This is a genomic window from Massilia sp. CFBP9012 (genome assembly GCF_034045115.1).
GTDB lineage: Bacteria > Pseudomonadota > Gammaproteobacteria > Burkholderiales > Burkholderiaceae_D > Telluria.
In genome coordinates, this window is the sequence record NZ_JAXCWM010000010.1 from 154,755 (window position 1) to 174,858 (window position 20,104).

Genomic DNA, 20,104 nt, shown 5'->3' on the forward strand with positions numbered 1-20,104 from the left:
CGTGGTGAGGTCGCGGTACTAACGTGAAAAACACTTTGCTGATCCTGCACCCTCAATAAAATAAACCCTAGTCCTGCACCACGCTGACGCGCGCGAAGCGCAGGTTCTCGAACACCTTGATGCGGCCCGTCAGCGGCCACCAGTCGTACAGGAAGATCTGGGCCGGCCGCCACATCGCCACCCAGCCGATGATGGTCAGGCTTTCACGCGCGATCCTGGCGAAGTGGCCGCTGGAAAACGTCTCGATGGCTGCCGCCAGCAACAGGCAGCTGACGACGAAAGCCACGCCGATCGCCAGGCTGATCCGGCCCTGGCGCAGCAGCTGCGTCAGTTCGCCGCGCACCAGTTCCACCTTGTAGCCATAGTAGTTGTGGATCGCGTCGGCGACCATGTCGCCGGCCTGTCCTGCCGGTGGCAGCTGCGCGACGTGGATGTTCAGGTGCAGGAGGCTGGCCGGCGGCAGCGACAGCGCCCAATTCTCGATATACGCCTCGCAGGCGTGGTCGAGGTCCTTGTTCAGGAAAGGCGCCGGGTCGAGCGAGTTGAACAGCTGCTGCAGTTCGCGCACGCGTAGTTCGAGGGTGTGGGTGGGTTGTTCGCTAATGTGCATGCGGCAAGCGTACCGCAGGTAATGATGGCGGGCAACCAGGCCAGGCCCGCCGGTGGACAGGCCTGGCGGTAAAGGATTTACGCTGACTTATCCTGGTGCGCATCCAGTTGCGCACGCAGTTCCTGGCCGTTCGAATGCGTGTAGTCCTTGTTGACTTCGCGCTTGATCAGCGATTTGAGTTGCGGGTCGATTTGCGTGCGCAGAACGCCCAGGAACTCGGGCGAGGCCGAGATCACCAGCTGCTGGAAGCGGCCGGCCTGGTGTGCCTGCTGCAGGTAGTTCGACACATCTTTGGCGAATTTCTGGGTCTCGTGTTCGATCGGCGTGACGGCCGGCTGGTAATCGCTGCCCTGTGCGCCGGCAGGCGCGGCATGCTGGAATCCGCCACCTTGTCCGCCGCCGATATTGTGGCCGCTATTCTGCGCGGAATGCGGGCTCATCTTGTCAGTGACGATGTCCAGCACGCGCTGTTGTGCGGACGGATTGACCAGGTCTTCGACCTCTTTCAAGGATGCCGCGTTATCGGCGTTGGAAAAGATGCGTGCACGGCCGGCATTGGCTGCGATCGTCCAGGTTGTTGGCATATTACCCCCTGTAAAAATGGTGTGATGAAATCGCCCGCAACATCGTCCCGATAATGTTGAGCCAGGACTTCTGCATGGCGACAAGTGATGATTCAGTATAGCCCTGCATGAAAATGCCCGGCGCACCGCCGTCTCTGGCGTGCGCGTCTTGCGCATTTGAAACAAGGGCGAAATCAATTTCCTTTGGATGTGCAGTACCTAACTGACCATGCTGCTCGTGCCCGGCATCATGAACCCATCGACAATAAGCATCTGAGAGGAGTTCATCATGGGTAAGTATTTCATTGGCTGGCTGCTGGGTATTCCTGCTGTCGTGCTCGTTATTCTGTATTTCATCTTCGGCTAACGCATGTTGGTCCCGCAAAAGAAAACGCCACCGTCAAGGTGGCGTTTTCTTTTTGTGCCTGGGTTACCCGCGTCAGGGCAAGGCCGGTTCGAGGACTTTTTCAGAAGCCAGCTGTTTTGCAGCGATGCCCTGCAGGGCGGCGGCGGTCCGCGCGTCGATGCCGATCTCGCGTGCGATCGCATCGCCGGCGCCGAGCGAGCGCGGATCGCGTCCGGTCACGCTGCCGAAGATGGTCAGCGCCTCCAGATAATAGCCATACACGCTGCCATGATACGCGTCATCTCCCCATAGATTGACCTGACCGGCCGGTATGCCGTGATAGGGATTGGCGGCGGCCACGCCGCTGGCGATCGCGCGGTTCCATGCTTCGCCAACCGGAATCACGCCGTTGATAAGGTGGGAAGCGGCATGGGCCGCGTCATGGCCGCGCCGCACGTCCAGTGCCATCTGCCGGATCGGCTTGCCGTACCAGGCGCCGCTTGCCAGCCAGGTCTGGTCGGCGCGCGACCAGGTCGCGCTCAGGCGGACGTCGACCTGCGGATTCTGCTTGTGGAATGCCTGGGCCAGCAGGCCGCTGTAATGGATCAGCTTGGCCGGATCGCCGGGAACATCCTGATCCAGCGTGCTATAGCCTTGCAGCAGCACGATATCCCATGGTTTCACGATGGTGGCGTGGCGGTGCTTGTAGTGGAAGTCGAGGCCGGCGCCGCCTTCCGTCTCCAGGCTGACCTCGTAGTCCAGTCCCGCCTGCTCCGTCATCGCCTTGAACAGCGCCGGCACGCCGCCGATCTTCGTGCCGTTGAGGTCAGTGACCGTGTGCGGACGGAAGTCATGCACCGTCGGGGCGCCGGCGCCATAGGTGAAGCTGTTGCCGACGAAAAGGATGGTGGTGGCGCTGGACGATGTGGATAGGCTCATTGCGGAGATGGCGAAGAGAAGGGCGCTCATGAAGCGCGGGAGAACGGAAAAGGGCATGTGCAGGCCTATCTTGAATGCAGGAGTGCAAGTGTGCAAAGAATATAAGCGAGAAAGCAAGAGCGATTTGCGCAGATGCCGGCATGCTACTCTTGCTATTCGTCCAATAACAACCTGGAACCCCATGAAAGCTATCCTGCCGATCCTTGCCGTGACCACCCTGATTGCCGGCTGCGCCGCTACCCCGTCGCCAGCCGACCCGCGCGACGCGTTCATGACCACCTTGCAAGGCATGTGCGGCCAGCGCTTCGAAGGCGCGCAATCGTACGCGGTCGACCCGAACAATGAATTCGCCGGCAAGAAGATCTCGACCCAGGTCAATTGCAGCGCGGCGGACGTCCGCATGCCGGTGCAGGTCGGCGAAGACCGTTCGCGCACCTGGATCTTCACCCGGCCGCAAGCCGGGCTGGAACTGCGCCACGATCACCGCTACCCCGACGGCAAGCCACACAAGGTCACGATGTACGGCGGCATGGCGAAGGAGGGCGGCAGCGCGCGCTCCCAGGCTTTCCTGGCCGACAAGTACACCGCCGACCTCGTGCCGGGCGCGGAAACGAATGTCTGGACCGTCACCCTGAGCGAGGATGGCAAGACCCTGACCTATCGCCTGGAGCGTCACGCCAAGCCGCGTGCCGAATTCGTCCTGAACCGCGTATAGGGATAACGAACAGGGATAAACTTCCGGGGCGCTACTGCCGCCCGGATCAAATGTGCCGCTCTGGCCGCATGTTGCAGTGCGCAACGTTGCGACGTAATAATTTGCAAATAGCTATACTCAAATGGTCGGCGACATCGTCCCATGTTGAAGGAGCTTCATGCGGTTCAGATCGGTACAACTATCCATGCGCTTTATCGTCCCGCTGGCCCTGGTGCTGGCGCTGTTCGGTTATTTCGCGATCCCATGGATGGAAAATCTCACCGTACGCTGGTTCGTACGGGATCTCGATACGCGTTCCCAGCTGGTCTCGAGTACCTTGCAACAACCGTTGCTCAACTACCTCGAGGACAATGACTCGGCACGTATCAATGATGCGTTCAGCCGTGCGATCCAGGACGAGCGCCTGTATGCGCTCGCTTTCTGCGATCCCGGCGGAACCTTGCGCTACAAGACCGATACCTACCCGGAATCGCTCGGCTGCCGCCAGGACGCGAACGGCGAGGACGCCAATCCCGTCGTGCAACTGCCGCGCGGGCCGGTCCACGTCTCGAGCCGCGAGCTGACCCAGGACAGCATCTCCGCCGGCCGCCTGATCCTGGTGCAGGACATGAGCTTCATCGAGCGGCGCAGCGAAGACACCAAGAAATACATCATCGGCCTGTTCGTCCTGCTGGCTGGCGCCATTTCCCTGATCACCGTGCTGATCGCCCACCTGAGCTGGCACGGCTGGCTCAACGGCGTGCGTGAGATGCTGCGCGGCGAGTTGTCGCCCCGTCCACCAGGGCCGATGTCGCCGGAAATCGCGCCGCTGGCGAGCGAACTGCGCGCCCTGCTCAACGAATACAACCGCGACCTTCAGGGCAGCGGCGTCGAATCCCAGACCTGGGGTGCCGACACCCTCAAGACCTTGCTGAATCAGGACCTGGCGGGCGACGAGATCCTGGTGGTCTCGAACCGCGAGCCCTACATCCACGTGAACACGCCCAATGGCGTCAAGGTGCAGCGCCCGGCCAGCGGCCTGGTGACGGCGGTCGAAGCCGTGATGCGCGCCTGCTCCGGCACCTGGATCGCGCACGGCGCCGGCTCGGCCGACCGCGCCACGGTCGACGCCAACGACCATGTGCGCGTGCCGCCCGAGAACCCGAGCTACACGCTGCGCCGGGTCTGGCTGTCGAAGGAAGAAGAGCAGGGCTATTACTACGGTTTCGCCAACGAGGGCTTGTGGCCGCTGTGCCATATCGCCCACGTGCGGCCGGTGTTCCGCTCGACCGACTGGGCCGAATACGTCAGGGTCAACCAGCGCTTCGCCGACGCCGTGATCGCCGAGGCGCGCTCCGACAACCCGGTGGTGCTGGTGCAGGATTACCACTTCGCGCTGCTGCCGCGCATGGTGCGCGCGGTGCTGCCGAAGGCCACCATCATCACTTTCTGGCACATCCCCTGGCCGAATCCGGAATCGTTCGGCATCTGCCCGTGGCGCGAAGAAATCCTCGACGGCATGCTGGGCAGCACGATCCTCGGCTTCCATACGCCGTTCCACCGCAAGAACTTCCTCGATACCGTGGACCGCTACCTCGAGACCCGCATCGAGAACGAGGCCTCGACCGTCAGCTACGGCAACGAGCTGACCCAGGTGAAGCCGTACCCGATCTCGATCGCCTGGCCCGAGCCGGCGCCGGGCGAGTGCGACGTGGCGGCCTGCCGCGCCGAGATCCGCCAGGCGCTCTCGCTGCCGGCCGACCAGCTGCTGGGCATCGGCGTCGACCGCCTCGATTACACCAAGGGCATCGTCGAGCGCTTCCAGGCGGTCGAGCGCATGCTCGAGCTGCATCCGGACATGGTCGGCAAGTTCACCTTCGTGCAGATCGCGGCGCCCACCCGGTCCTCGCTCGACGAGTACCAGAACTTCGAAGCGCGGGTGCGCGCGCTGGCCCAGCGCATCAACCAGCGCTTTTCCAGCGGCAGTTACCTGCCCATCATCCTCAAGACCGAACACCATGAACAAGCACAATTGCGCACGTACTTCCGCGCTTCCGAGGTGTGCAGCGTGACCAGCCTGCACGATGGCATGAACCTGGTGGCCAAGGAATTCATCGCCTCGCGTGACGACGAGCAGGGCGTGCTGATCCTGAGCCAGTTCACCGGCGCCGCGCGCGAGCTGCACGAGGCGCTGATCGTCAACCCGTATCACATCGAAGAGGGCGCCGAGGCGCTCTACCGCGCACTGCGCATGCCGCAGGACGAGCAGCGCGAACGCATGCGCACCATGCGCCTGCGGGTGCGCGACTTCAACGTCTACCGCTGGGCCGGCCGCATGCTGCAGGACGCGGCCCGCCTGCGCCAGCGCGAGCGCGTGCGCTCCAGGATCAATTCGCTCAGCCAGAACCGGGTACGCAAGGGGGATGCATGACTGGACATATGAATGCGACCATCATCAATAATGAACAGGCGGCGCTGGACCTGCTGGCCGCACCCGATTGCGCACTCTTCCTCGATTTCGACGGCACGCTGGTGGACATCGCACCGCGCCCGGACCAGGTGGTCGTGACGCCTGAACTGTTGACATCGCTCGCGACCTTGCAGGCGCGGCTGGACGGCCGGCTGGCCATCGTCTCGGGCCGCCCGGTCGCCGAACTCGACCGGCTGCTGGCGCCGCTGGTCTTGCCGGCCGCGGGCGTGCACGGCATGGAGCGGCGCGGCTTCGACGGCGTGCTGCGCCAGCTGCCGGCGCCCGACTTCACGGCGGTGCGCACCCAGGCCCATGCGCTGGCGGCGCGCCATCCCGGCCTGTGGGTCGAGGAAAAGCATGGCGCGCTGGCGCTGCACTATCGCCAGGCGCCGGAACTGCAGGCGCTGTGCGTCGAGACCATGGCGGACGCGGTGCGCAGCAGCCTGGGCCTGCTGCTGATGGAAGGCAAGATGATCGTCGAGATCAAGGCCACCGGCGTCAGCAAGGGCACGGCGGTCCGCGACTTCCTGGCCGAGGCGCCGTTCCTTGGCCATCGCGCGCTGTTCATCGGCGACGACACCACCGACGAAGCCGGTTTCGATCACGTGGAGCGCGTCGGCGGTATCGGCCTCAAGGTCGGGCCCGGGCCGACGGTGGCCAGCTGCCGCATCGCATCGAGCCAGGCGGTGCGCGATGCGCTGGCGCAAGCCGCCGCCACGTCAACCATAGGAAAGGATTCAGCATGAATGATATTTCCCCAGAGTGCACATCGACCGCAGTGCACGACGCGCCGGGTTCCCTCGATTGCGGCGTGGTCGGCAATTGCGCCTTCAGCGCCATGATCGACCGCATGGGTCGCGTGGTGTGGTCCTGCCTGCCGCGTTTCGACGGCGATCCGGTGTTCAACGCCCTGGTCGACCCGAGCGAGAACGGCAGCCTGTGGAGCATCGAGCTCGAGGACGTCGTGCGCAGCGAGCAAGCCTATGAGCCCAACACGGCGGTGCTGCGCACGCGCCTGTACGACGCGGCCGGCAACGGCATCGAGATCACCGATTTCGCGCCGCGCTTCCTGAGCCGCGACCGCATGTTCCGGCCCCTGATGCTGATCCGTCGCGTGAAACCGCTCGGCGCCGGCGTGCGCGTGCGCATCAAGCTGCGGCCGCGCTTCGAATATGGCGCGAAGAAGCCCGGGATTACCCAGGGCAGCCACCATATCCGCTACGTCGGACCGGACCAGACGCTGCGCCTGAACACCGACGCCTCGCTCAGCTATGTGCTGTCCGAGTCGTTCTTCTTGCTCGACCGGCAGATGAACTTCATGCTGGGACCGGACGAGACGCTGGCCGACGGCATCAAGGACACCGCCCATCGCTTCGAGAAGGAGACGATCGGTTACTGGCGCACCTGGACCCGCCGCCTGGCGCTGCCGCTGGAGTGGCAGGACGTCGTGATCCGCGCCGCGATCACGCTCAAGCTGTCGCTGTTCGAAGACACCGGCGCCATCATCGCCGCCATGACCACCAGCATCCCGGAAGCCCCGGGCAGCGAACGCAACTGGGATTACCGCTTCTGCTGGCTGCGCGACGCCTTCTTCGTGATCCGGGCCCTGAACAGCCTGTCCGAGGTTGGGACCATGGAAGACTACCTGCGCTGGCTGGGCAATGTGGTGGCGCGCGCCAAGGGCGGGCACATCCAGCCGCTGTACGGCATCGGGCTCGAGGAGCACTTGCCCGAGTCGATCGTCGAGCACCTGCCCGGCTACCGCAACCACCGTCCGGTGCGCATCGGCAACCAGGCGCAAGAACACTTCCAGCACGATGTGTACGGCAATATCGTGCTCGGAGCGGCCCAGGCCTTCTTCGACCACCGCCTGTTCCGCCGCGCCGGCCACCCCGAATTCCGCCTGCTGGAGGAGGTGGGCGAGCAAGCCTTCCGCGTATGGGCCGAGCCGGACGCCGGCATGTGGGAGCTGCGCACCCGGGCCCGCGTGCATACCTCGTCGGTGCTGATGAACTGGGCCGCCTGCGACCGCCTGGCCAAGATCGCCGACGTGCTGGAGTTGCCGGACCGCGCCGCCTACTGGGGCGAGCGCGCCGAACTGATCCGTAACCGCCTGCTGGCCGAAGCCTGGAGCGAAGAACGCCAGGCCTTCGCCGAAAGCCTGGGCGGACGCGACCTGGACGCCAGCGTGCTCCTGATGGCCGAGATCAATTTCATCGACCCGAAAGATCCGCGCTTCGTCGCCACCGTCGACGCGCTGGAAAAATCGCTGTGCGACGGCCCCTATATGCGCCGTTACGAAGCGCCGGACGATTTCGGCGTGCCCGAGACCGCCTTCAATATCTGCACCTTCTGGCGCATCGACGCGCTGGCGCGGATCGGGCGGACGAAGGAAGCGCGCGAGGTGTTCGAGGCCATGCTGGCGGCGCGCAACCACCTGGGGCTGCTGTCGGAAGACACGCACCCGGTCACCGGTGAGATGTGGGGCAACTTCCCGCAGACGTATTCGATGGTTGGCCTGATCAACTGCGCCATGCGCCTGTCGAAATCGTGGAATAGTGTCGTGTAGCAGGACGTGGTCAAGTTATCAATGGCGCAACCAGGGTGAGGTTGTGCTATTGATCACAAAAATCGATTATTTTATTTTTAACGGATGCGGTAGTATCGCAGGTGTCTTTACGCCTTGAGGCCGCATCCGGCGGGGCTGGGAGGGGGTATTGGGCTTTCCGGTAGGAACGCACGATTGAAATTCGCATCAGATTGCTTGATGTATAATTTCCTGGTCAAAAAATTATCCATCAGGAAACATAGCGCCGTTGACATCCTATCAGAATGCGCACGGGCGTTTGCCGCCTCCGATCGTCTCACGACAGCAATCAATTAGATGACTATTAAAGTTCTCACCGTTTTCGGGACGCGACCGGAAGCAATCAAAATGGCTTCCGTGGTGCGTGTACTGTCCGAATCGCCCGACGTCGATGTCAAGGTCTGCGTGACCGCCCAGCATCGTCAAATGCTGGACCAGGTATTGAGCCTGTTTTCGCTCACCCCCGATTTCGACCTGAACCTGATGACCCCGGGTCAGGATCTTTCCGATATCACTTCGAAGGTGCTCACGGGTATGCGCAGCGTGCTGCGCGAGTGGCGTCCGGATGTTGTTTTTGTTCACGGCGATACTACCACGACTTTTGCGACCAGCCTCGCCGCGTATTACGAGCGGATACCGGTCGGCCACGTGGAAGCAGGCCTGCGTACCGGAAACATCTACTCGCCATGGCCAGAAGAAGTGAATCGCTGCCTGACCGGCGTGATCGCCAGCCTGCATTTCGCCCCGACCGAGCACGCCCGGCAGAATCTGCTGAACGAAGGCGTGCCGGCCGCGAATATCTGCGTCACCGGCAATACCGTGGTGGATTCCTTGCTGGACGTCGTCAAGCGGCTGGACACCGATACCGGGCTCAAGCGCGACATGGAAGCCCAGTTCGACTTCCTCGACAGCAAGAAGAAACTGATCCTGGTGACCGGCCACCGGCGCGAGAATTTCGGCGACGGCTTCGAGAACATCTGCCGCGCCCTGGATGAAGTCAGCCGCATGCCCGATGTCGAAGTACTGTATCCGGTGCACCTGAATCCGAACGTGCAGGAACCGGTGCAACGTATCCTCAAGGGCAACCCGAACGTGCACCTGATCGATCCGGTCAGCTACCTGCCTTTCGTCTACCTGATGAACCGCGCGGCGATCCTGCTGACCGATTCCGGCGGCATCCAGGAAGAAGCGCCATCGCTCGGCAAGCCGGTGCTCGTCATGCGCGACACCACCGAGCGTCCAGAAGCCGTGGCGGCCGGCACCGTGCGCCTGGTCGGCACCGGCATCGATTCGATCGTCGGCGGCATCCGCACGCTGCTCACCGACCCGGCCGAATACGAACGCATGAGTTCGGCCACCAATCCCTACGGCGACGGCACCGCCGCGACCCGCATCCTTAACTTTTTAAGAGAAAAACATGAGCAGCACCTTTGATACTATCTCGATGATCGGTCTGGGTTACATTGGTCTCCCAACCGCTGCAATGTTTGCATCCCGCAAGAAAAACGTCATCGGCGTCGATATCAACCAGGATGCGGTCGACACCATCAACAGCGGCCAGACCCACATCGTCGAACCCGACCTGGACATGATCGTCGCCGCGGCCGTCAACCAGGGCTACCTGAAGGCGTCCACCACGGTGCAGCCGGCCGACGCCTTCCTGATCGCCGTGCCGACGCCGTTCCGCGGCAACCACGAACCCGACGTCAGCTACGTCGAAGCGGCGGCGCGCTCGATCGCGCCGGTGCTCAAGAAAGGCGACCTGGTCATCCTCGAATCGACCTCGCCGGTGGGCACCACCGAAAGTCTGGCCAAATGGCTGGCCGAAGAGCGCCCTGACCTGAAAATCCCGCTGGGCCCGGACGACGAAGCCGACATCAACCTGGCCTACTGCCCTGAGCGCGTGTTGCCGGGCAAGGTGATCCACGAGCTGGTGTCGAACGACCGTATCATCGGCGGCATCACCAAGGCCTGCTCCGAGCGCGCCATCGCGCTGTACCAGACCTTCGTGCAGGGCGAGTGCATCGAGACCAATTCGCGCACGGCCGAGATGTGCAAGCTCACCGAGAATTCCTTCCGCGACGTGAACATTGCCTTCGCCAACGAACTGTCCGTCATCTGCGGCAAGCTCGACATCGATGTGTGGGAACTGATCGCGCTGGCCAACCGCCATCCGCGCGTCAACGTGCTGCGCCCGGGCCCGGGCGTGGGCGGCCACTGCATCGCGGTCGACCCATGGTTCATCGTGCACAGCGCGCCGGAGCAGTCGAAGCTGATCAAGGCCGCGCGCGAAGTCAACGACTACAAGCCGCACTGGGTGCTGGAAAAGGTGAGGGAAGAAGTCGAGAAATACCTGGCCGCCAACCCCGAGCGCAAGGAATCGGACGTGACGATCGCCTGCTTCGGCCTGGCCTTCAAACCGGACATCGACGACCTGCGCGAAAGCCCGGCGCTGGACATCGCCGCCGAGATCGCGAAAACGCACAGCAGCCGCGTGATCGTGGTCGAGCCGAACATCTCGGCGCTGCCGGCCAGCCTGGACAAGGGCGAGCTGCGCACGCCGCAGGATGCGCTGGCGCGTTCGCAGATCGTCGTCATGCTGGTCAATCACAAGCCGTTCCTGTCGCTCAAGGAGTCGCTGTTCGCCGACAAGGTGATCATCGACACCTGCGGCTACCTCAGCACCACCGGCCGCTAAGGCCCGAAGGAAGACGATATGCGTGTTCTCCACGTCCTGGATCATTCGATTCCGCTGCACAGCGGCTACACCTTCCGCACCCGATCGATCCTGCGCGAACAGCGCGCGCTGGGCTGGGAGACCTTCCATGTGACGGGCTCCAAGCAGAACTCGGGAGACATGCGCGAAGAAACGGTGGACGGCCTGCATTTCTACCGCACGGCGGTCGCGGACAGCCCGCTGGCCAAGCTGCCGGTGCTGAACCAGAAGCAGGTGATCGACGGCCTGGTGCGCCGCCTGTCCGAGATCATCCCGCAGATCAAGCCGGACGTGCTGCACGCCCACTCGCCGTCGCTCAACGCGATCGCGGCCCTGCGCGCCGGTAAAAAATTCGGCATCCCGGTGGTGTACGAGGTGCGCGCGTTCTGGGAAGACGCCGCGGTCGACCACGGCACCTCGAGCGAGGGCGGCCTGCGCTACCGCCTGACCCGCGCGCTGGAAACCCATGCGCTCAAGCAGGCCGACGCCGTCACCACCATCTGCGAAGGCCTGCGCCGCGACATCGTGGCGCGCGGCATCCCGGCCGACAAGATCACGGTCATCCCCAACGCGGTCGACATCGACAAGTTCGCCGTCGGCGGCGTGGCCGACCAGGACCTCAAGACCAAGCTCGGCCTGCAGGGCGCGCGCCTGATCGGCTTCATCGGCTCGTTCTATGCCTACGAGGGCCTGGACATCCTGCTGCGCGCGGTGCCGGCACTGGCCGCGGAGCGTCCCGACCTGCGCGTGCTGCTGGTCGGCGGCGGCCCCGAAGACGCGCGCCTGCGCCAGCTGGCCAAGGACCTGGACATCGTCGACAAGGTGGTGTTCACGGGCCGGGTGCCGCACGAGCAGGTGCAGATGTATTACGACCTGCTCGACGTGCTGGTCTACCCGCGCCTGTCGATGCGCCTGACCGACCTCGTCACGCCGCTCAAGCCGCTCGAGGCGATGGCCCAGGGCCGGGTGCTGGCGGCGTCGGACGTGGGCGGCCACAAGGAACTGATTGTCGACGGCAAGACCGGCGTGCTGTTCAAGGCCGACGATCCTCAGGCGCTGGCCGTCAAGGTCGGCGCCCTGATCGACGCCCAGGCCGAATGGCCGGCGCTGCGCGCGGCCGGCCGCGAGTTCGTGGAGAGCGAGCGGAACTGGAAAGCCAGCGTGGGCCGCTACAAGAGCATCTACGGCCGCCTGACCGGAGCCGCGGCCTGATGAAGATCCTGACGTTCAGCACGCTGTTCCCCAACAGCGAAAAGCCGGGCCACGGCATTTTTGTGGAAACGCGCTTGCGCCACCTGGTCGCCAGCGGCCAGGTCGAGGCGCGCGTGGTGGCGCCGGCGCCGTGGTTCCCGTCGCAGAATCCGCGCTTCGGCCAGTATGCGCGCCAGGCCAGGGTGCCGCGCCGCGAGGTGCGTCACGGCATCCAGGTCGAGCATCCGCCCTACCTGGTGGTGCCGAAGATCGGCATGAACGTGGCGCCGGCGCTGCTGTTCCAGTCGGCCAAGGGCACGATCGCGCGCATGATCGACGAGGGCTATGATTTCGACCTGATCGATGCGCACTATTTTTATCCGGACGGCGTCGCGGCGGCCATGCTGGCGCGCTACTTCAACAAGCCTTTCGTGATCACGGCGCGCGGCTCGGACATCACGCTCTTCCCCAAATTCGCGTTGCCGCGCAAGATGATCCACTGGGCCGCCAGCCGCGCCGACGGCATCATCACGGTGGCCAATGCGCTGCGCGATGAAGTGGTCAAGCTGGGCATCGATCCGGCGCGGGTCGTCGCGCTGCGCAACGGCGTCGACCTGCAGCTGTTCCGCCCGCCGGAGCAGCGTGAAGAGCGGCCGTTCACCCTGATCACGGTCGGCCACCTGGTGCCGGTCAAGGCCCAGGAACTGACCATCGGCGCCTTGCCCCAGTTGCCGGGCGTGCGTCTGGTGATCGCCGGCGAAGGCCCGAACCGGGGCATGCTCGAAAATCTCGTGCGCGAGCTGAAGCTGGAAGACCGCGTCACCTTTTTGGGCGCCGTCTCGCAGCAGGAGTTGCGCGTCCAGTATGGCAAGGCCGACGCGATGGTGCTGTCGTCCAGCCGCGAAGGCTGGGCCAATGTGCTGCTCGAATCGATGGCCTGCGGCACCCCCGTGGTGGCCAGCCGCGTGTACGGTACGCCCGAAGTCGTGGCGGCGCCGGAGGCGGGTGTGCTGATGAACGAGCGTACCTCCGACGGCGTGGCCGAAGGCGTCAACCGCCTGCGTGCGAACTACCCGGACCGCGCCGCCGTGCGCCGCTACGCCGAAGGTTTCAGCTGGGACGACACCACGGCCGGCCAGCTGCGCCTGTTCCGCTCCATCCTCAAGCAGGGCGAGTCGCTGGCCCTGGCGTAGTTGTCCACCCCGCCGTCACGGGCGGGTCATATTTCGCGATTACATTCGCCTGCATACCGTGACCCGAGGGGCGTGTGCATGAGGCAGGGCGACTTTCAACAAGGCATTGCTGGGAAAAAGATTCTCTTGCTCAGCATTCCTGCCGGCGCCGGCCATACCCGGGTTGCCGAGGCCATTCGTTCGCGCGCCGCCGCCGACTACGGCGACGTCAAGGTGATCCACCTGGATGCGATGGCCTTCGCCGCGCCGCGCCTGCGCAAGGTCTACACCGACTTCTATCTGCTCCTGATCGGCCGCGCGCCCGGCCTGTGGCGCCACGTGTACCGGCTGACCGACGAAGCCAATCCGGATGGCTGGTTCAACCGCCTGCGACGCTGGGTCGAGCGGCGCGATTGCCGCCTGCTGGCCGACGAGATCGCCACGCTTGGGCCGGACGCCGTCATTTGTACCCACTTCCAGCCGGCCGAGATCCTGTCGGAGAGAATCGCGGCCGGCAAACTCGCTTGCCCGGTCTGGGTGCAGGTGACCGACTTCGACCTGCACCGCATGTGGATCCACCCGCACGTCGCCGGCTATTTCGCCGCCAACGACGAGGTGGCGTTCCGGATGCGCGAGCAGGGCATCCCGGCGCAGGCGGTCCATGTGGCAGGGATACCCACCATGCCGGCGTTCTCGCAGGCGCACGACCGTGAAGAATGCGCCCGCGAGCTCGGCCTCGACCCCGCGCTGACGACCTTGCTGCTGATGGGCGGCGGCGCCGGGCTGGGCGGCTTGAGCCGGGTGGCGGAAAAACTCCTGAGCATCGCCGGCGACTTCCAGCTGATCGCCCTGGCCGGCAAGAACGCGGCCGAGCTGGCGGCCCTGCAGCGGCTGGCGGTGCGCTATCCGGGCCGGCTGGCGCCGCAGGGTTTTACCGACCGTGTCGAGCGCCTGATGGCCTGCGCCGACCTGGTGGTGACCAAGCCGGGTGGCGCCACCAGCGCCGAATGCCTGGCGATGGGGTTGCCGATGATCGTGAATGCGCCGATCCCGGGACAGGAAGAACACAACGCGAACTACCTGCTCGAGCAGGGGGCGGCGCTCAAGGCATCCGACCTGTCCACCCTCGAATACCGGGTCCGCCACCTGCTGGCGCATCCCGAACAGTTGCAGGCCATGGCCGTCCGTGCGCGGGCACTGGGCCGGCCGCACGCCGCCATGCAGGTGCTGGAAACCGTGCTGGGCCAGCTGGAACCGCAGTGTGAACATCTACGTGAAGAGGCTTATGGTTGAATTGTCGGATGGTGGCAGGGTCGTATCGATGGTGGGTGCGGTACTGGTGGCGGCCTACCTGTTCGCGCGGGTCGAAGTGGAAATCGAGGGCGAAGCCGGGTGGGCGGCGAACCTGCCGACCTGGCGCATCGAACAGCATCCGCTGCTCGACATCTTCATGGGTGGGCGCGCGCTGACCGGCTACCACCTGTGGATGTTCGCCTTCATCGGCCTGATCTTCCACTTCCCGCTGTTCTTCATGGGGCAGTGGTCATGGAAGCTCGAGGCCAGCGTGGCGGCCTCGATCATGCTGTTCTGGATCGTCGAGGACTACCTGTGGTTCGTCATCAACCCGGCATTCGGCTGGCGCCGCTTCAAGCAGGAGCTCGTGCCCTGGCATAAGCACTGGGCGTTCGGGGCGCCGGTCGACTACTGGATATTCGGCGCCATCAGCCTGCTGCTGTTCTGGTACGGCGCCTGAGCCAGCACGCCCAGGTCGAGCGCGTGCCGGATCCGGCAGCACAGCTCGGCCGAGCTGCGTGAAATCAGTTCGTGCGGGATCTCGAACTTGGTCGTCAGCCGGTCGTGGCATTCGAAGCCGTAGGAGACCATGAACGGGTGCATGCCGGTGCTGACCGCCGCCATGAAGTCCTTGTGTTCGTCGCCGCAGATGAAAGCGCGCGCCGGGTTGACGCCGAACTGTTCGCGCGTGGCGCGGAACTGGGCGGTCTTGGTCTCCTTGAGGGGAATATGGACCAGGAAGTCGAGTTCGGCGATGTCGATGTCGTGGCGAAGGAATAGCTGGCGCAGGGTTTCCAGTGGCTCGATCGTGACGTTGCGCGTGACGATACCAACCGTGATGTCGGGTGCGGCGATCAGCTCGCGGATCAGGTCGGCGATGCCGTCGTAGAGCCGGGCTTCCTGCCGGTAGATGCCGGTGAGGGTGTCGATCAGCTGGGCGCGGCTGTTCTTGCGCAGGTTCTTGCGGATGATCGAGGGGAATTCCTTCAGTCCGCCCATGTACTTGAGCAGCTTGTGCCGCTTCTGGAACCGGGTCTCGTCGCCAATCACCAGCCCATGGTGGGCGAATGCCGCTTCGATGGCGGAGAAGGCATCGATGGTGGTGCCGTCGGCGTCGAGGATCAAGAGCTTCTTGTCGCTTTTGTACATGATGTCTGCGCACCCGGGTAGCGTTGGCCGGTCCGGCGTGAACACATGCCGGAGCTCACTTTTGACCATCATCCGCCCGTGTAATGACAGGCGTGTGACAAAACGGTGGACTGTTGCGGTCGGCCGACGCTGCGGCATCGATGCGCGCGTTCAATCGGCCGAGCCGTCGACGGTCGAATCGGTACACTGCCGTATCGATGACAACCGCCGGGACGAGGATGCGTTATATGGATTTCAGTTCATGGCAAGGCGCGATGACGACCATCATCGGGCTTGCCGTCTTTACCTTGCTGGGGGTGGGCATCCGCATTCTCATGATGCAGACGATTCAGCAGCGCCGCGAGCGCATGAACCGCCAGATCAACGAGCGCCTGAAGACACTGATCGCCGCCTACCGCACCTTGGGCGGCTCGTTCACCGGGCAGCTGACGGTCGATCCGACGCATCTGCGCGACCTGCGCGAGCGGGCCGGATCGGGCGAAGAGGGGGAAAGTGATGGAGCGGCGAGCTCGGACCGCTCGCGCCGCATCCGCGATGCGGTCGAAGCCGCGCTGGCGGACATCCTGCTGCTCGGCACCGAAGAGCACTGCCGGCTGGCGGCGCAGGCGGCGGCCGACCTGGCGGCGGGGCGGCCCATTCATACGGCGGAGCTGGTCGTCAGCCTGCGCACCTTCATTCGCGCGGCGCTGGATCTCGATCCGATGCCGGATGAGGTCATGATTCCGCTGCAAGGACCGACGCGCACGCAGGGTGGTGGCGGTCGTGCGAAAGGCGAGGCCGGCGGCGGTGGCAACCGGGGCGGCGGCGGCATGGACGGCGGCGGCGGCGGGGGCATGCCCATCCCCGCCGGGCTTGGGCACAAGGACGGCGCCTAGTTACGCCCCTTCGAGCAAGGGCAAGGGCGTCACCGTCACCTGCACCTCGAGTTCCTGCTTGCCGCCCCCCAGCACGATGCCGCGCAGCGGGGTCACGTCGCTGAAGTCGCGTCCCCAACCCAGCGTAATGTGTTCATGCTGCACCAAGCAACGGTTGGTCGGATCGAAATCGACCCAGCCCAGCGCCGGGCAGAACACCGATACCCAGGCGTGCGAAGCGTCGGCGCCAACCAGGCGCGGCTTGCCTGCGGGCGGGTGGGTCAGGATGTAACCGCTCACGTAGCGCGCCGGCAGGCCGATGCTGCGCAGGCAGCCGATCATCAGCTGGGCGAAGTCCTGGCACACGCCGCGCCGGCCGCGTAGCACCTGATCGAGCGGGGTCGAGATATCGGTCGCCTTGGCATCGAACTCGAAGTCGTCGAAGATCCTGTACGTCAGGTCCAGCGCGGCATCGAGCTGCGGCCGGCCCGGGGTATAGCTGGCGCGGGCATAGGCTTCGAGCTCGGGGAAGCTGGCGACATGCGGCGAGGCGTACAGATAGCGGCAGGCTTCCAGGGTGGCGGCGCTTTTTTCCTTGCCCATCATGTCGCGCACGCATTCCCACGGCAGCGTCCCGGCGATCTGCGCCAGGGTGTAGCGCGCCCACAGCGAGACCGTCGATTCGGCGTGCACCAGCAGGCTGTCATGCGGCACGGTCAGCGCCACGTGGCGGGTCAGGTTGCCGAAGTAGTCGACACTGTCCTTGCTGTCGTTGACGACCGGATCGAGCCAGATCAGGTGCGACTCGGTCTGCTGGCAGGGGAAGGAGCGCGGGGTCAGGTGCAGGTATTGCTGCGACAGGGTGACCGTGCTGCTGTAGGTGTAGCGCGTTTCATGCACCACGCGATAGCGCGCGCAGGCGCCGGCGCTTGCCGGCGAATCGGTCATGGACTGCGCGATCATGAGCTGCGGTTCCTTTGGCGGCCGTTGTCGGTATAGCTGAAAAATTGCACGCTGATCTGCTCGGACAGGGCCGCACTGGTGCGCCCGATCCGATCCAGCAGGCCGCCGAGCAAGGGGTTGCCGTGCTTCAGGTCAGTGTCCGGATCGAGCGCGAGCAGTTCCTTTTTCAAGGGCGCCAGCATATGCGTGCCGCAGGGCCCCTGGGTCTGCTCGATCCTGGCCAGCGTGCCCAGGATGCCGTTGAGCTGGAAGACGATCGAGCGCGGATTGGTCTCGTCGAGCAGCAGCAGGTCGAGGACCGGCAGCCATTCGGGTTGGGCCCGGTAGCGGGCCCGGTAGGTGATGATGCTGTCGGATAGCTCCAGCAGCCAGTCGAGGTTGCCGCTCCCGTTCATGGCGAGCGCGCGCTGCAGCACCACGCTCTGGAATTGCAGGCGCTCCAGGCGGCGTCCGATCGACATGAAACGCCAGCCAAGATCGCGCGTCATGCCATCGAGGGCGAAGCCGGCCAGTGTCATCAGTGCGGCGGCGGCATCGTCGAGGATCGTCATGACCCCCGACTGCGATGGCCGCTCGCCGACGGAGGTGGCCGGTTGCACCATCCGGTTCAGTGCACGCCAGTTGTCGACCGAGAAGCGTTCGTGCAGCTGCCCGGCAAGCCGGTGCAACTGCTGCTGCTGCCGTGCCAGGCCGGGGACGGTGGGCGAGACGACCGCCGTCAGCAGGGCCGACTCGATCTCGGCATCGGTAAAGATGGGGCCGGTTTGGGTCGTGCCTGGCGTGGCCGGCTTTTTCCCTTCGTCGAGCAGGCCGAACCAGATGCACAGCGCCTCGACGGTCGGCCATTCGGCGCCGCGCTGGTCGAAACGCACGTTGAACAAGAAATCGAGCGCGACCCGCAGCAGGCGGCAGATATTGTCGGTGCGTTCCGCATGGCGTCCGAACCACAGCAGGTTTTCCGCCACGCGGCTCGACAGGTTGGTGTCTTCCCGCACCAGGTCGCGGCCCGAGATGCTGCGCTGCTGCAGGCGGTGCACTTCGACCCTGGCGCGCGCCTGGACCCAGGTGTCCTTGCTGGCGCCGCCCATCTGCATCGTCAGCACCCGCGCATCCGGCCCGGTAGCGACCCGGGTCAGGCCGCCGGGCATCACCACATAGCCGTTCGGGGTGGCGCAGGCAAACACCCGCAGGCCGACGGCGCGCGCCTCGAGGCCAGGCGTCGGCCCGTCCCGCCATACCGGCGATTGCGACAGCCGCACCAGTTCCTGGGCGATGTAATCGTTGGGATTGGCGCGCATCCTGGCGACGAAGGCCGCGCGCGCCTCGCCATCGAGGTCCTGGCCGAACAGCGCCGCCTGCGGACGCTGTGCAAAGCTGGGCTTGATGACCAGGCGATCGAGCCTGGCGATGACGGTGTCCAGCGCGCTCGGCTCGCCGCACCACCAGGTGGCCACCGACGGCATTTTCAGGGGTTCGCCCAGCAGGCGCTTCGACAGCGCCGGCAGGAAGCCGAGCAGGGCGCCCGATTCGAGCAGGCTCGAGCCGAGGCTGTTGGCGACCAGCACATTGCCGCGCATGGCGGCCTGGGTCAGGCCCGCCACGCCCAGCAGCGAGTGCTGCAGTTCGAGCGGATCGCACGATTCGTCGTCGACCCGGCGCATGATCACATGCACACGGTGCAGGCCGGCCAGGGTCTTGAGGTACACCACCCCGTCGCGCACCGTCAGGTCGCCGCCTTCGACCAGCGGCAGGCCGAGATAGCGCGCCAGGTAGGCCTGTTCGTAGTAGCTCTGGCTGCGCGGGCCCGGCGTGAGCAGCACGATCAGCGGCGCCTCGCCCTCGCGCAGCGGCGCCGGATGGTCGCCGGTGGCTGCGCACATGCGCCCCCAGTGCACCAGGCTGTCGTGCATGGTGCGGAAGAACCTGCCGAGAGGCTGCACCTTCAGTTCGCGCAGCAGGTCGGGGAAGGTGGGCGCGATGATGGCGCGGTTTTCCAGCGCATAGCCGGCGCCGAACGGCGCCTGGGTGCGGTCGGCCATGACCCACCAGCGGCCGTCGGGCGCGCGCGCGAGGTCGACCGCATAGAAATGCAGGGCGACGTCGTCATGGTGCCGCATGCCGTGGCAGGGACGCAAAAAGCCGGCATGGCCGTCGATCAATGCCGGCGGCAGCAGGCCTTCTTGCAGCATCTCCTGCTTGCCATACACGTCGCCCAGAATCTTGTTGAGCAAGGTGGCGCGCTGGATCACGGCGGCCTCGATGCCGCTCCATTCCTCATGCGGCAGGATCAGCGGCAGCACGTTCAGGTCCCATGGCCGCTCCTTGCCATGGGCGTCGGCCGTGACGTTGTAGGTCACGCCGTTCTCGCGCACCTGGCGCTGCACCATCTCGCGCCGCTGGCGCATCATGCCCGGCGCTTCCTGCTCCAGGTTGGCTAGCAGCGCACGCCAGTGGGCGCGCGGCGCCTTCGCCGCGTCGAGCATTTCATCGAAACCGTCCGGTGCGGCGAGATAATGGGCTAGTAACTGGTTGGACATGAAGGCAGCAATACGTTCGG

Annotated in this window: 18 protein-coding genes; 11 read left to right on the forward strand and 7 right to left on the reverse strand. The window is 65.0% G+C overall.

Annotation, left to right across the window (positions count from 1 at the left end; genetic code table 11):
- Nucleotides 1–67: 67 nt before the first annotated feature.
- From SOM61_RS17800 to SOM61_RS17815, 4 genes are all read right to left on the reverse strand, one after another.
- A complete protein-coding gene (locus SOM61_RS17800; RefSeq protein WP_320475321.1) occupies nt 68–610 on the reverse strand; it encodes a hypothetical protein in 543 nt (180 codons plus the stop codon).
- 77 nt (nt 611–687) lie between these two features.
- Nucleotides 688–1,194 (reverse strand): host attachment protein, encoded by a 507-nt coding sequence (locus SOM61_RS17805; protein WP_320475322.1) that lies wholly within the window; start codon nt 1,192–1,194, stop codon nt 688–690.
- Nucleotide 1,195: 1 nt separating this feature from the next.
- Nucleotides 1,196–1,558: a hypothetical protein gene (locus tag SOM61_RS17810; protein WP_320475323.1), complete on the reverse strand. Its 363-nt coding sequence runs from the start codon at nt 1,556–1,558 to the stop codon at nt 1,196–1,198.
- A gap of 54 nt (nt 1,559–1,612) precedes the next feature.
- Nucleotides 1,613–2,458, reverse strand: a complete 846-nt coding sequence (locus SOM61_RS17815) for a PEP-CTERM sorting domain-containing protein (protein WP_320475324.1) — start codon at nt 2,456–2,458, stop codon at nt 1,613–1,615.
- A gap of 181 nt (nt 2,459–2,639) precedes the next feature.
- On the opposite strand from SOM61_RS17815, the gene SOM61_RS17820 reads away from it, so the two are divergent.
- From SOM61_RS17820 to SOM61_RS17865, 10 genes are all read left to right on the forward strand, one after another.
- On the forward strand, nt 2,640–3,173 hold the full coding sequence (locus SOM61_RS17820; protein WP_320475325.1) for a hypothetical protein: 534 nt from the start codon (nt 2,640–2,642) through the stop codon (nt 3,171–3,173).
- 157 nt (nt 3,174–3,330) lie between these two features.
- Nucleotides 3,331–5,583: an alpha,alpha-trehalose-phosphate synthase (UDP-forming) gene (locus SOM61_RS17825; protein WP_320475326.1), complete on the forward strand. Its 2,253-nt coding sequence runs from the start codon at nt 3,331–3,333 to the stop codon at nt 5,581–5,583.
- The gene (gene otsB, locus SOM61_RS17830; protein ID WP_320475327.1) at nt 5,580–6,368 is read left to right on the forward strand and encodes a trehalose-phosphatase; all 789 of its coding nucleotides are present in this window, start codon (nt 5,580–5,582) and stop codon (nt 6,366–6,368) included. Before SOM61_RS17825 ends, otsB begins: the two co-directional genes overlap by 4 nt.
- Nucleotides 6,365–8,191, forward strand: coding sequence for a glycoside hydrolase family 15 protein (locus tag SOM61_RS17835; RefSeq protein WP_320475328.1), 1,827 nt, complete (start codon nt 6,365–6,367; stop codon nt 8,189–8,191). The genes otsB and SOM61_RS17835 overlap by 4 nt, the downstream gene beginning before the upstream one ends.
- Nucleotides 8,192–8,506: 315 nt before the next feature.
- A complete protein-coding gene (gene wecB, locus SOM61_RS17840; RefSeq protein WP_320475329.1) occupies nt 8,507–9,643 on the forward strand; it encodes a non-hydrolyzing UDP-N-acetylglucosamine 2-epimerase in 1,137 nt (378 codons plus the stop codon).
- On the forward strand, nt 9,627–10,907 hold the full coding sequence (gene wecC / locus SOM61_RS17845; RefSeq protein WP_320475330.1) for a UDP-N-acetyl-D-mannosamine dehydrogenase: 1,281 nt from the start codon (nt 9,627–9,629) through the stop codon (nt 10,905–10,907). Before wecB ends, wecC begins: the two co-directional genes overlap by 17 nt.
- Before the next feature lie 18 nt (nt 10,908–10,925).
- Nucleotides 10,926–12,137 (forward strand): TIGR04063 family PEP-CTERM/XrtA system glycosyltransferase, encoded by a 1,212-nt coding sequence (locus tag SOM61_RS17850; protein WP_320475331.1) that lies wholly within the window; start codon nt 10,926–10,928, stop codon nt 12,135–12,137.
- The gene (locus SOM61_RS17855) at nt 12,137–13,309 is read left to right on the forward strand and encodes a glycosyltransferase family 4 protein (protein ID WP_320475332.1); all 1,173 of its coding nucleotides are present in this window, start codon (nt 12,137–12,139) and stop codon (nt 13,307–13,309) included. Before SOM61_RS17850 ends, SOM61_RS17855 begins: the two co-directional genes overlap by 1 nt.
- Before the next feature lie 78 nt (nt 13,310–13,387).
- Nucleotides 13,388–14,581 (forward strand): MGDG synthase family glycosyltransferase, encoded by a 1,194-nt coding sequence (locus SOM61_RS17860; protein WP_320475333.1) that lies wholly within the window; start codon nt 13,388–13,390, stop codon nt 14,579–14,581.
- A complete protein-coding gene (locus SOM61_RS17865; RefSeq protein ID WP_313165287.1) occupies nt 14,574–15,041 on the forward strand; it encodes a hypothetical protein in 468 nt (155 codons plus the stop codon). The genes SOM61_RS17860 and SOM61_RS17865 overlap by 8 nt, the downstream gene beginning before the upstream one ends.
- On the opposite strand, the gene SOM61_RS17870 is transcribed toward SOM61_RS17865, so the two are convergent.
- Nucleotides 14,990–15,730, reverse strand: a complete 741-nt coding sequence (locus SOM61_RS17870; protein WP_147936826.1) for an HAD family hydrolase — start codon at nt 15,728–15,730, stop codon at nt 14,990–14,992. The two genes, SOM61_RS17865 and SOM61_RS17870, sit on opposite strands and share 52 nt — an antisense overlap.
- Before the next feature lie 218 nt (nt 15,731–15,948).
- Here SOM61_RS17870 and SOM61_RS17875 point away from each other — a divergent pair, with 218 nt between their 5' ends.
- Nucleotides 15,949–16,605: a hypothetical protein gene (locus SOM61_RS17875; protein WP_320475334.1), complete on the forward strand. Its 657-nt coding sequence runs from the start codon at nt 15,949–15,951 to the stop codon at nt 16,603–16,605.
- Here the strand turns inward: SOM61_RS17875 and SOM61_RS17880 are convergent, their stop codons facing one another.
- A complete protein-coding gene (locus SOM61_RS17880) occupies nt 16,606–17,547 on the reverse strand; it encodes a transglutaminase family protein (protein ID WP_320475335.1) in 942 nt (313 codons plus the stop codon).
- Entirely contained in the window at nt 17,544–20,084 is a 2,541-nt protein-coding gene (locus tag SOM61_RS17885) for a circularly permuted type 2 ATP-grasp protein (protein ID WP_320475336.1), read from the reverse strand. The genes SOM61_RS17880 and SOM61_RS17885 overlap by 4 nt, the downstream gene beginning before the upstream one ends.
- Between the last annotated feature and the right edge of the window lie 20 nt (nt 20,085–20,104).

What these genes read in the sequence shown, in the direction of transcription:
- SOM61_RS17800 (WP_320475321.1), bottom strand. Translation starts at nt 610, where the DNA reads ATGCACATTAGCGAACAACCCACCCACACCCTCGAACTACGCGTGCGC.
- SOM61_RS17805 (WP_320475322.1), bottom strand. Translation starts at nt 1,194, where the DNA reads ATGCCAACAACCTGGACGATCGCAGCCAATGCCGGCCGTGCACGCATC.
- SOM61_RS17815 (WP_320475324.1), bottom strand. Translation starts at nt 2,458, where the DNA reads ATGAGCCTATCCACATCGTCCAGCGCCACCACCATCCTTTTCGTCGGC.
- SOM61_RS17820 (WP_320475325.1), top strand. Translation starts at nt 2,640, where the DNA reads ATGAAAGCTATCCTGCCGATCCTTGCCGTGACCACCCTGATTGCCGGC.
- SOM61_RS17825 (WP_320475326.1), top strand. Translation starts at nt 3,331, where the DNA reads ATGCGGTTCAGATCGGTACAACTATCCATGCGCTTTATCGTCCCGCTG.
- otsB (WP_320475327.1), top strand. Translation starts at nt 5,580, where the DNA reads ATGACTGGACATATGAATGCGACCATCATCAATAATGAACAGGCGGCG.
- SOM61_RS17835 (WP_320475328.1), top strand. Translation starts at nt 6,365, where the DNA reads ATGAATGATATTTCCCCAGAGTGCACATCGACCGCAGTGCACGACGCG.
- wecB (WP_320475329.1), top strand. Translation starts at nt 8,507, where the DNA reads ATGACTATTAAAGTTCTCACCGTTTTCGGGACGCGACCGGAAGCAATC.
- wecC (WP_320475330.1), top strand. Translation starts at nt 9,627, where the DNA reads ATGAGCAGCACCTTTGATACTATCTCGATGATCGGTCTGGGTTACATT.
- SOM61_RS17850 (WP_320475331.1), top strand. Translation starts at nt 10,926, where the DNA reads ATGCGTGTTCTCCACGTCCTGGATCATTCGATTCCGCTGCACAGCGGC.
- SOM61_RS17855 (WP_320475332.1), top strand. Translation starts at nt 12,137, where the DNA reads ATGAAGATCCTGACGTTCAGCACGCTGTTCCCCAACAGCGAAAAGCCG.
- SOM61_RS17860 (WP_320475333.1), top strand. Translation starts at nt 13,388, where the DNA reads ATGAGGCAGGGCGACTTTCAACAAGGCATTGCTGGGAAAAAGATTCTC.
- SOM61_RS17865 (WP_313165287.1), top strand. Translation starts at nt 14,574, where the DNA reads ATGGTTGAATTGTCGGATGGTGGCAGGGTCGTATCGATGGTGGGTGCG.
- SOM61_RS17870 (WP_147936826.1), bottom strand. Translation starts at nt 15,730, where the DNA reads ATGTACAAAAGCGACAAGAAGCTCTTGATCCTCGACGCCGACGGCACC.
- SOM61_RS17875 (WP_320475334.1), top strand. Translation starts at nt 15,949, where the DNA reads ATGCGTTATATGGATTTCAGTTCATGGCAAGGCGCGATGACGACCATC.
- SOM61_RS17880 (WP_320475335.1), bottom strand. Translation starts at nt 17,547, where the DNA reads ATGATCGCGCAGTCCATGACCGATTCGCCGGCAAGCGCCGGCGCCTGC.
- SOM61_RS17885 (WP_320475336.1), bottom strand. Translation starts at nt 20,084, where the DNA reads ATGTCCAACCAGTTACTAGCCCATTATCTCGCCGCACCGGACGGTTTC.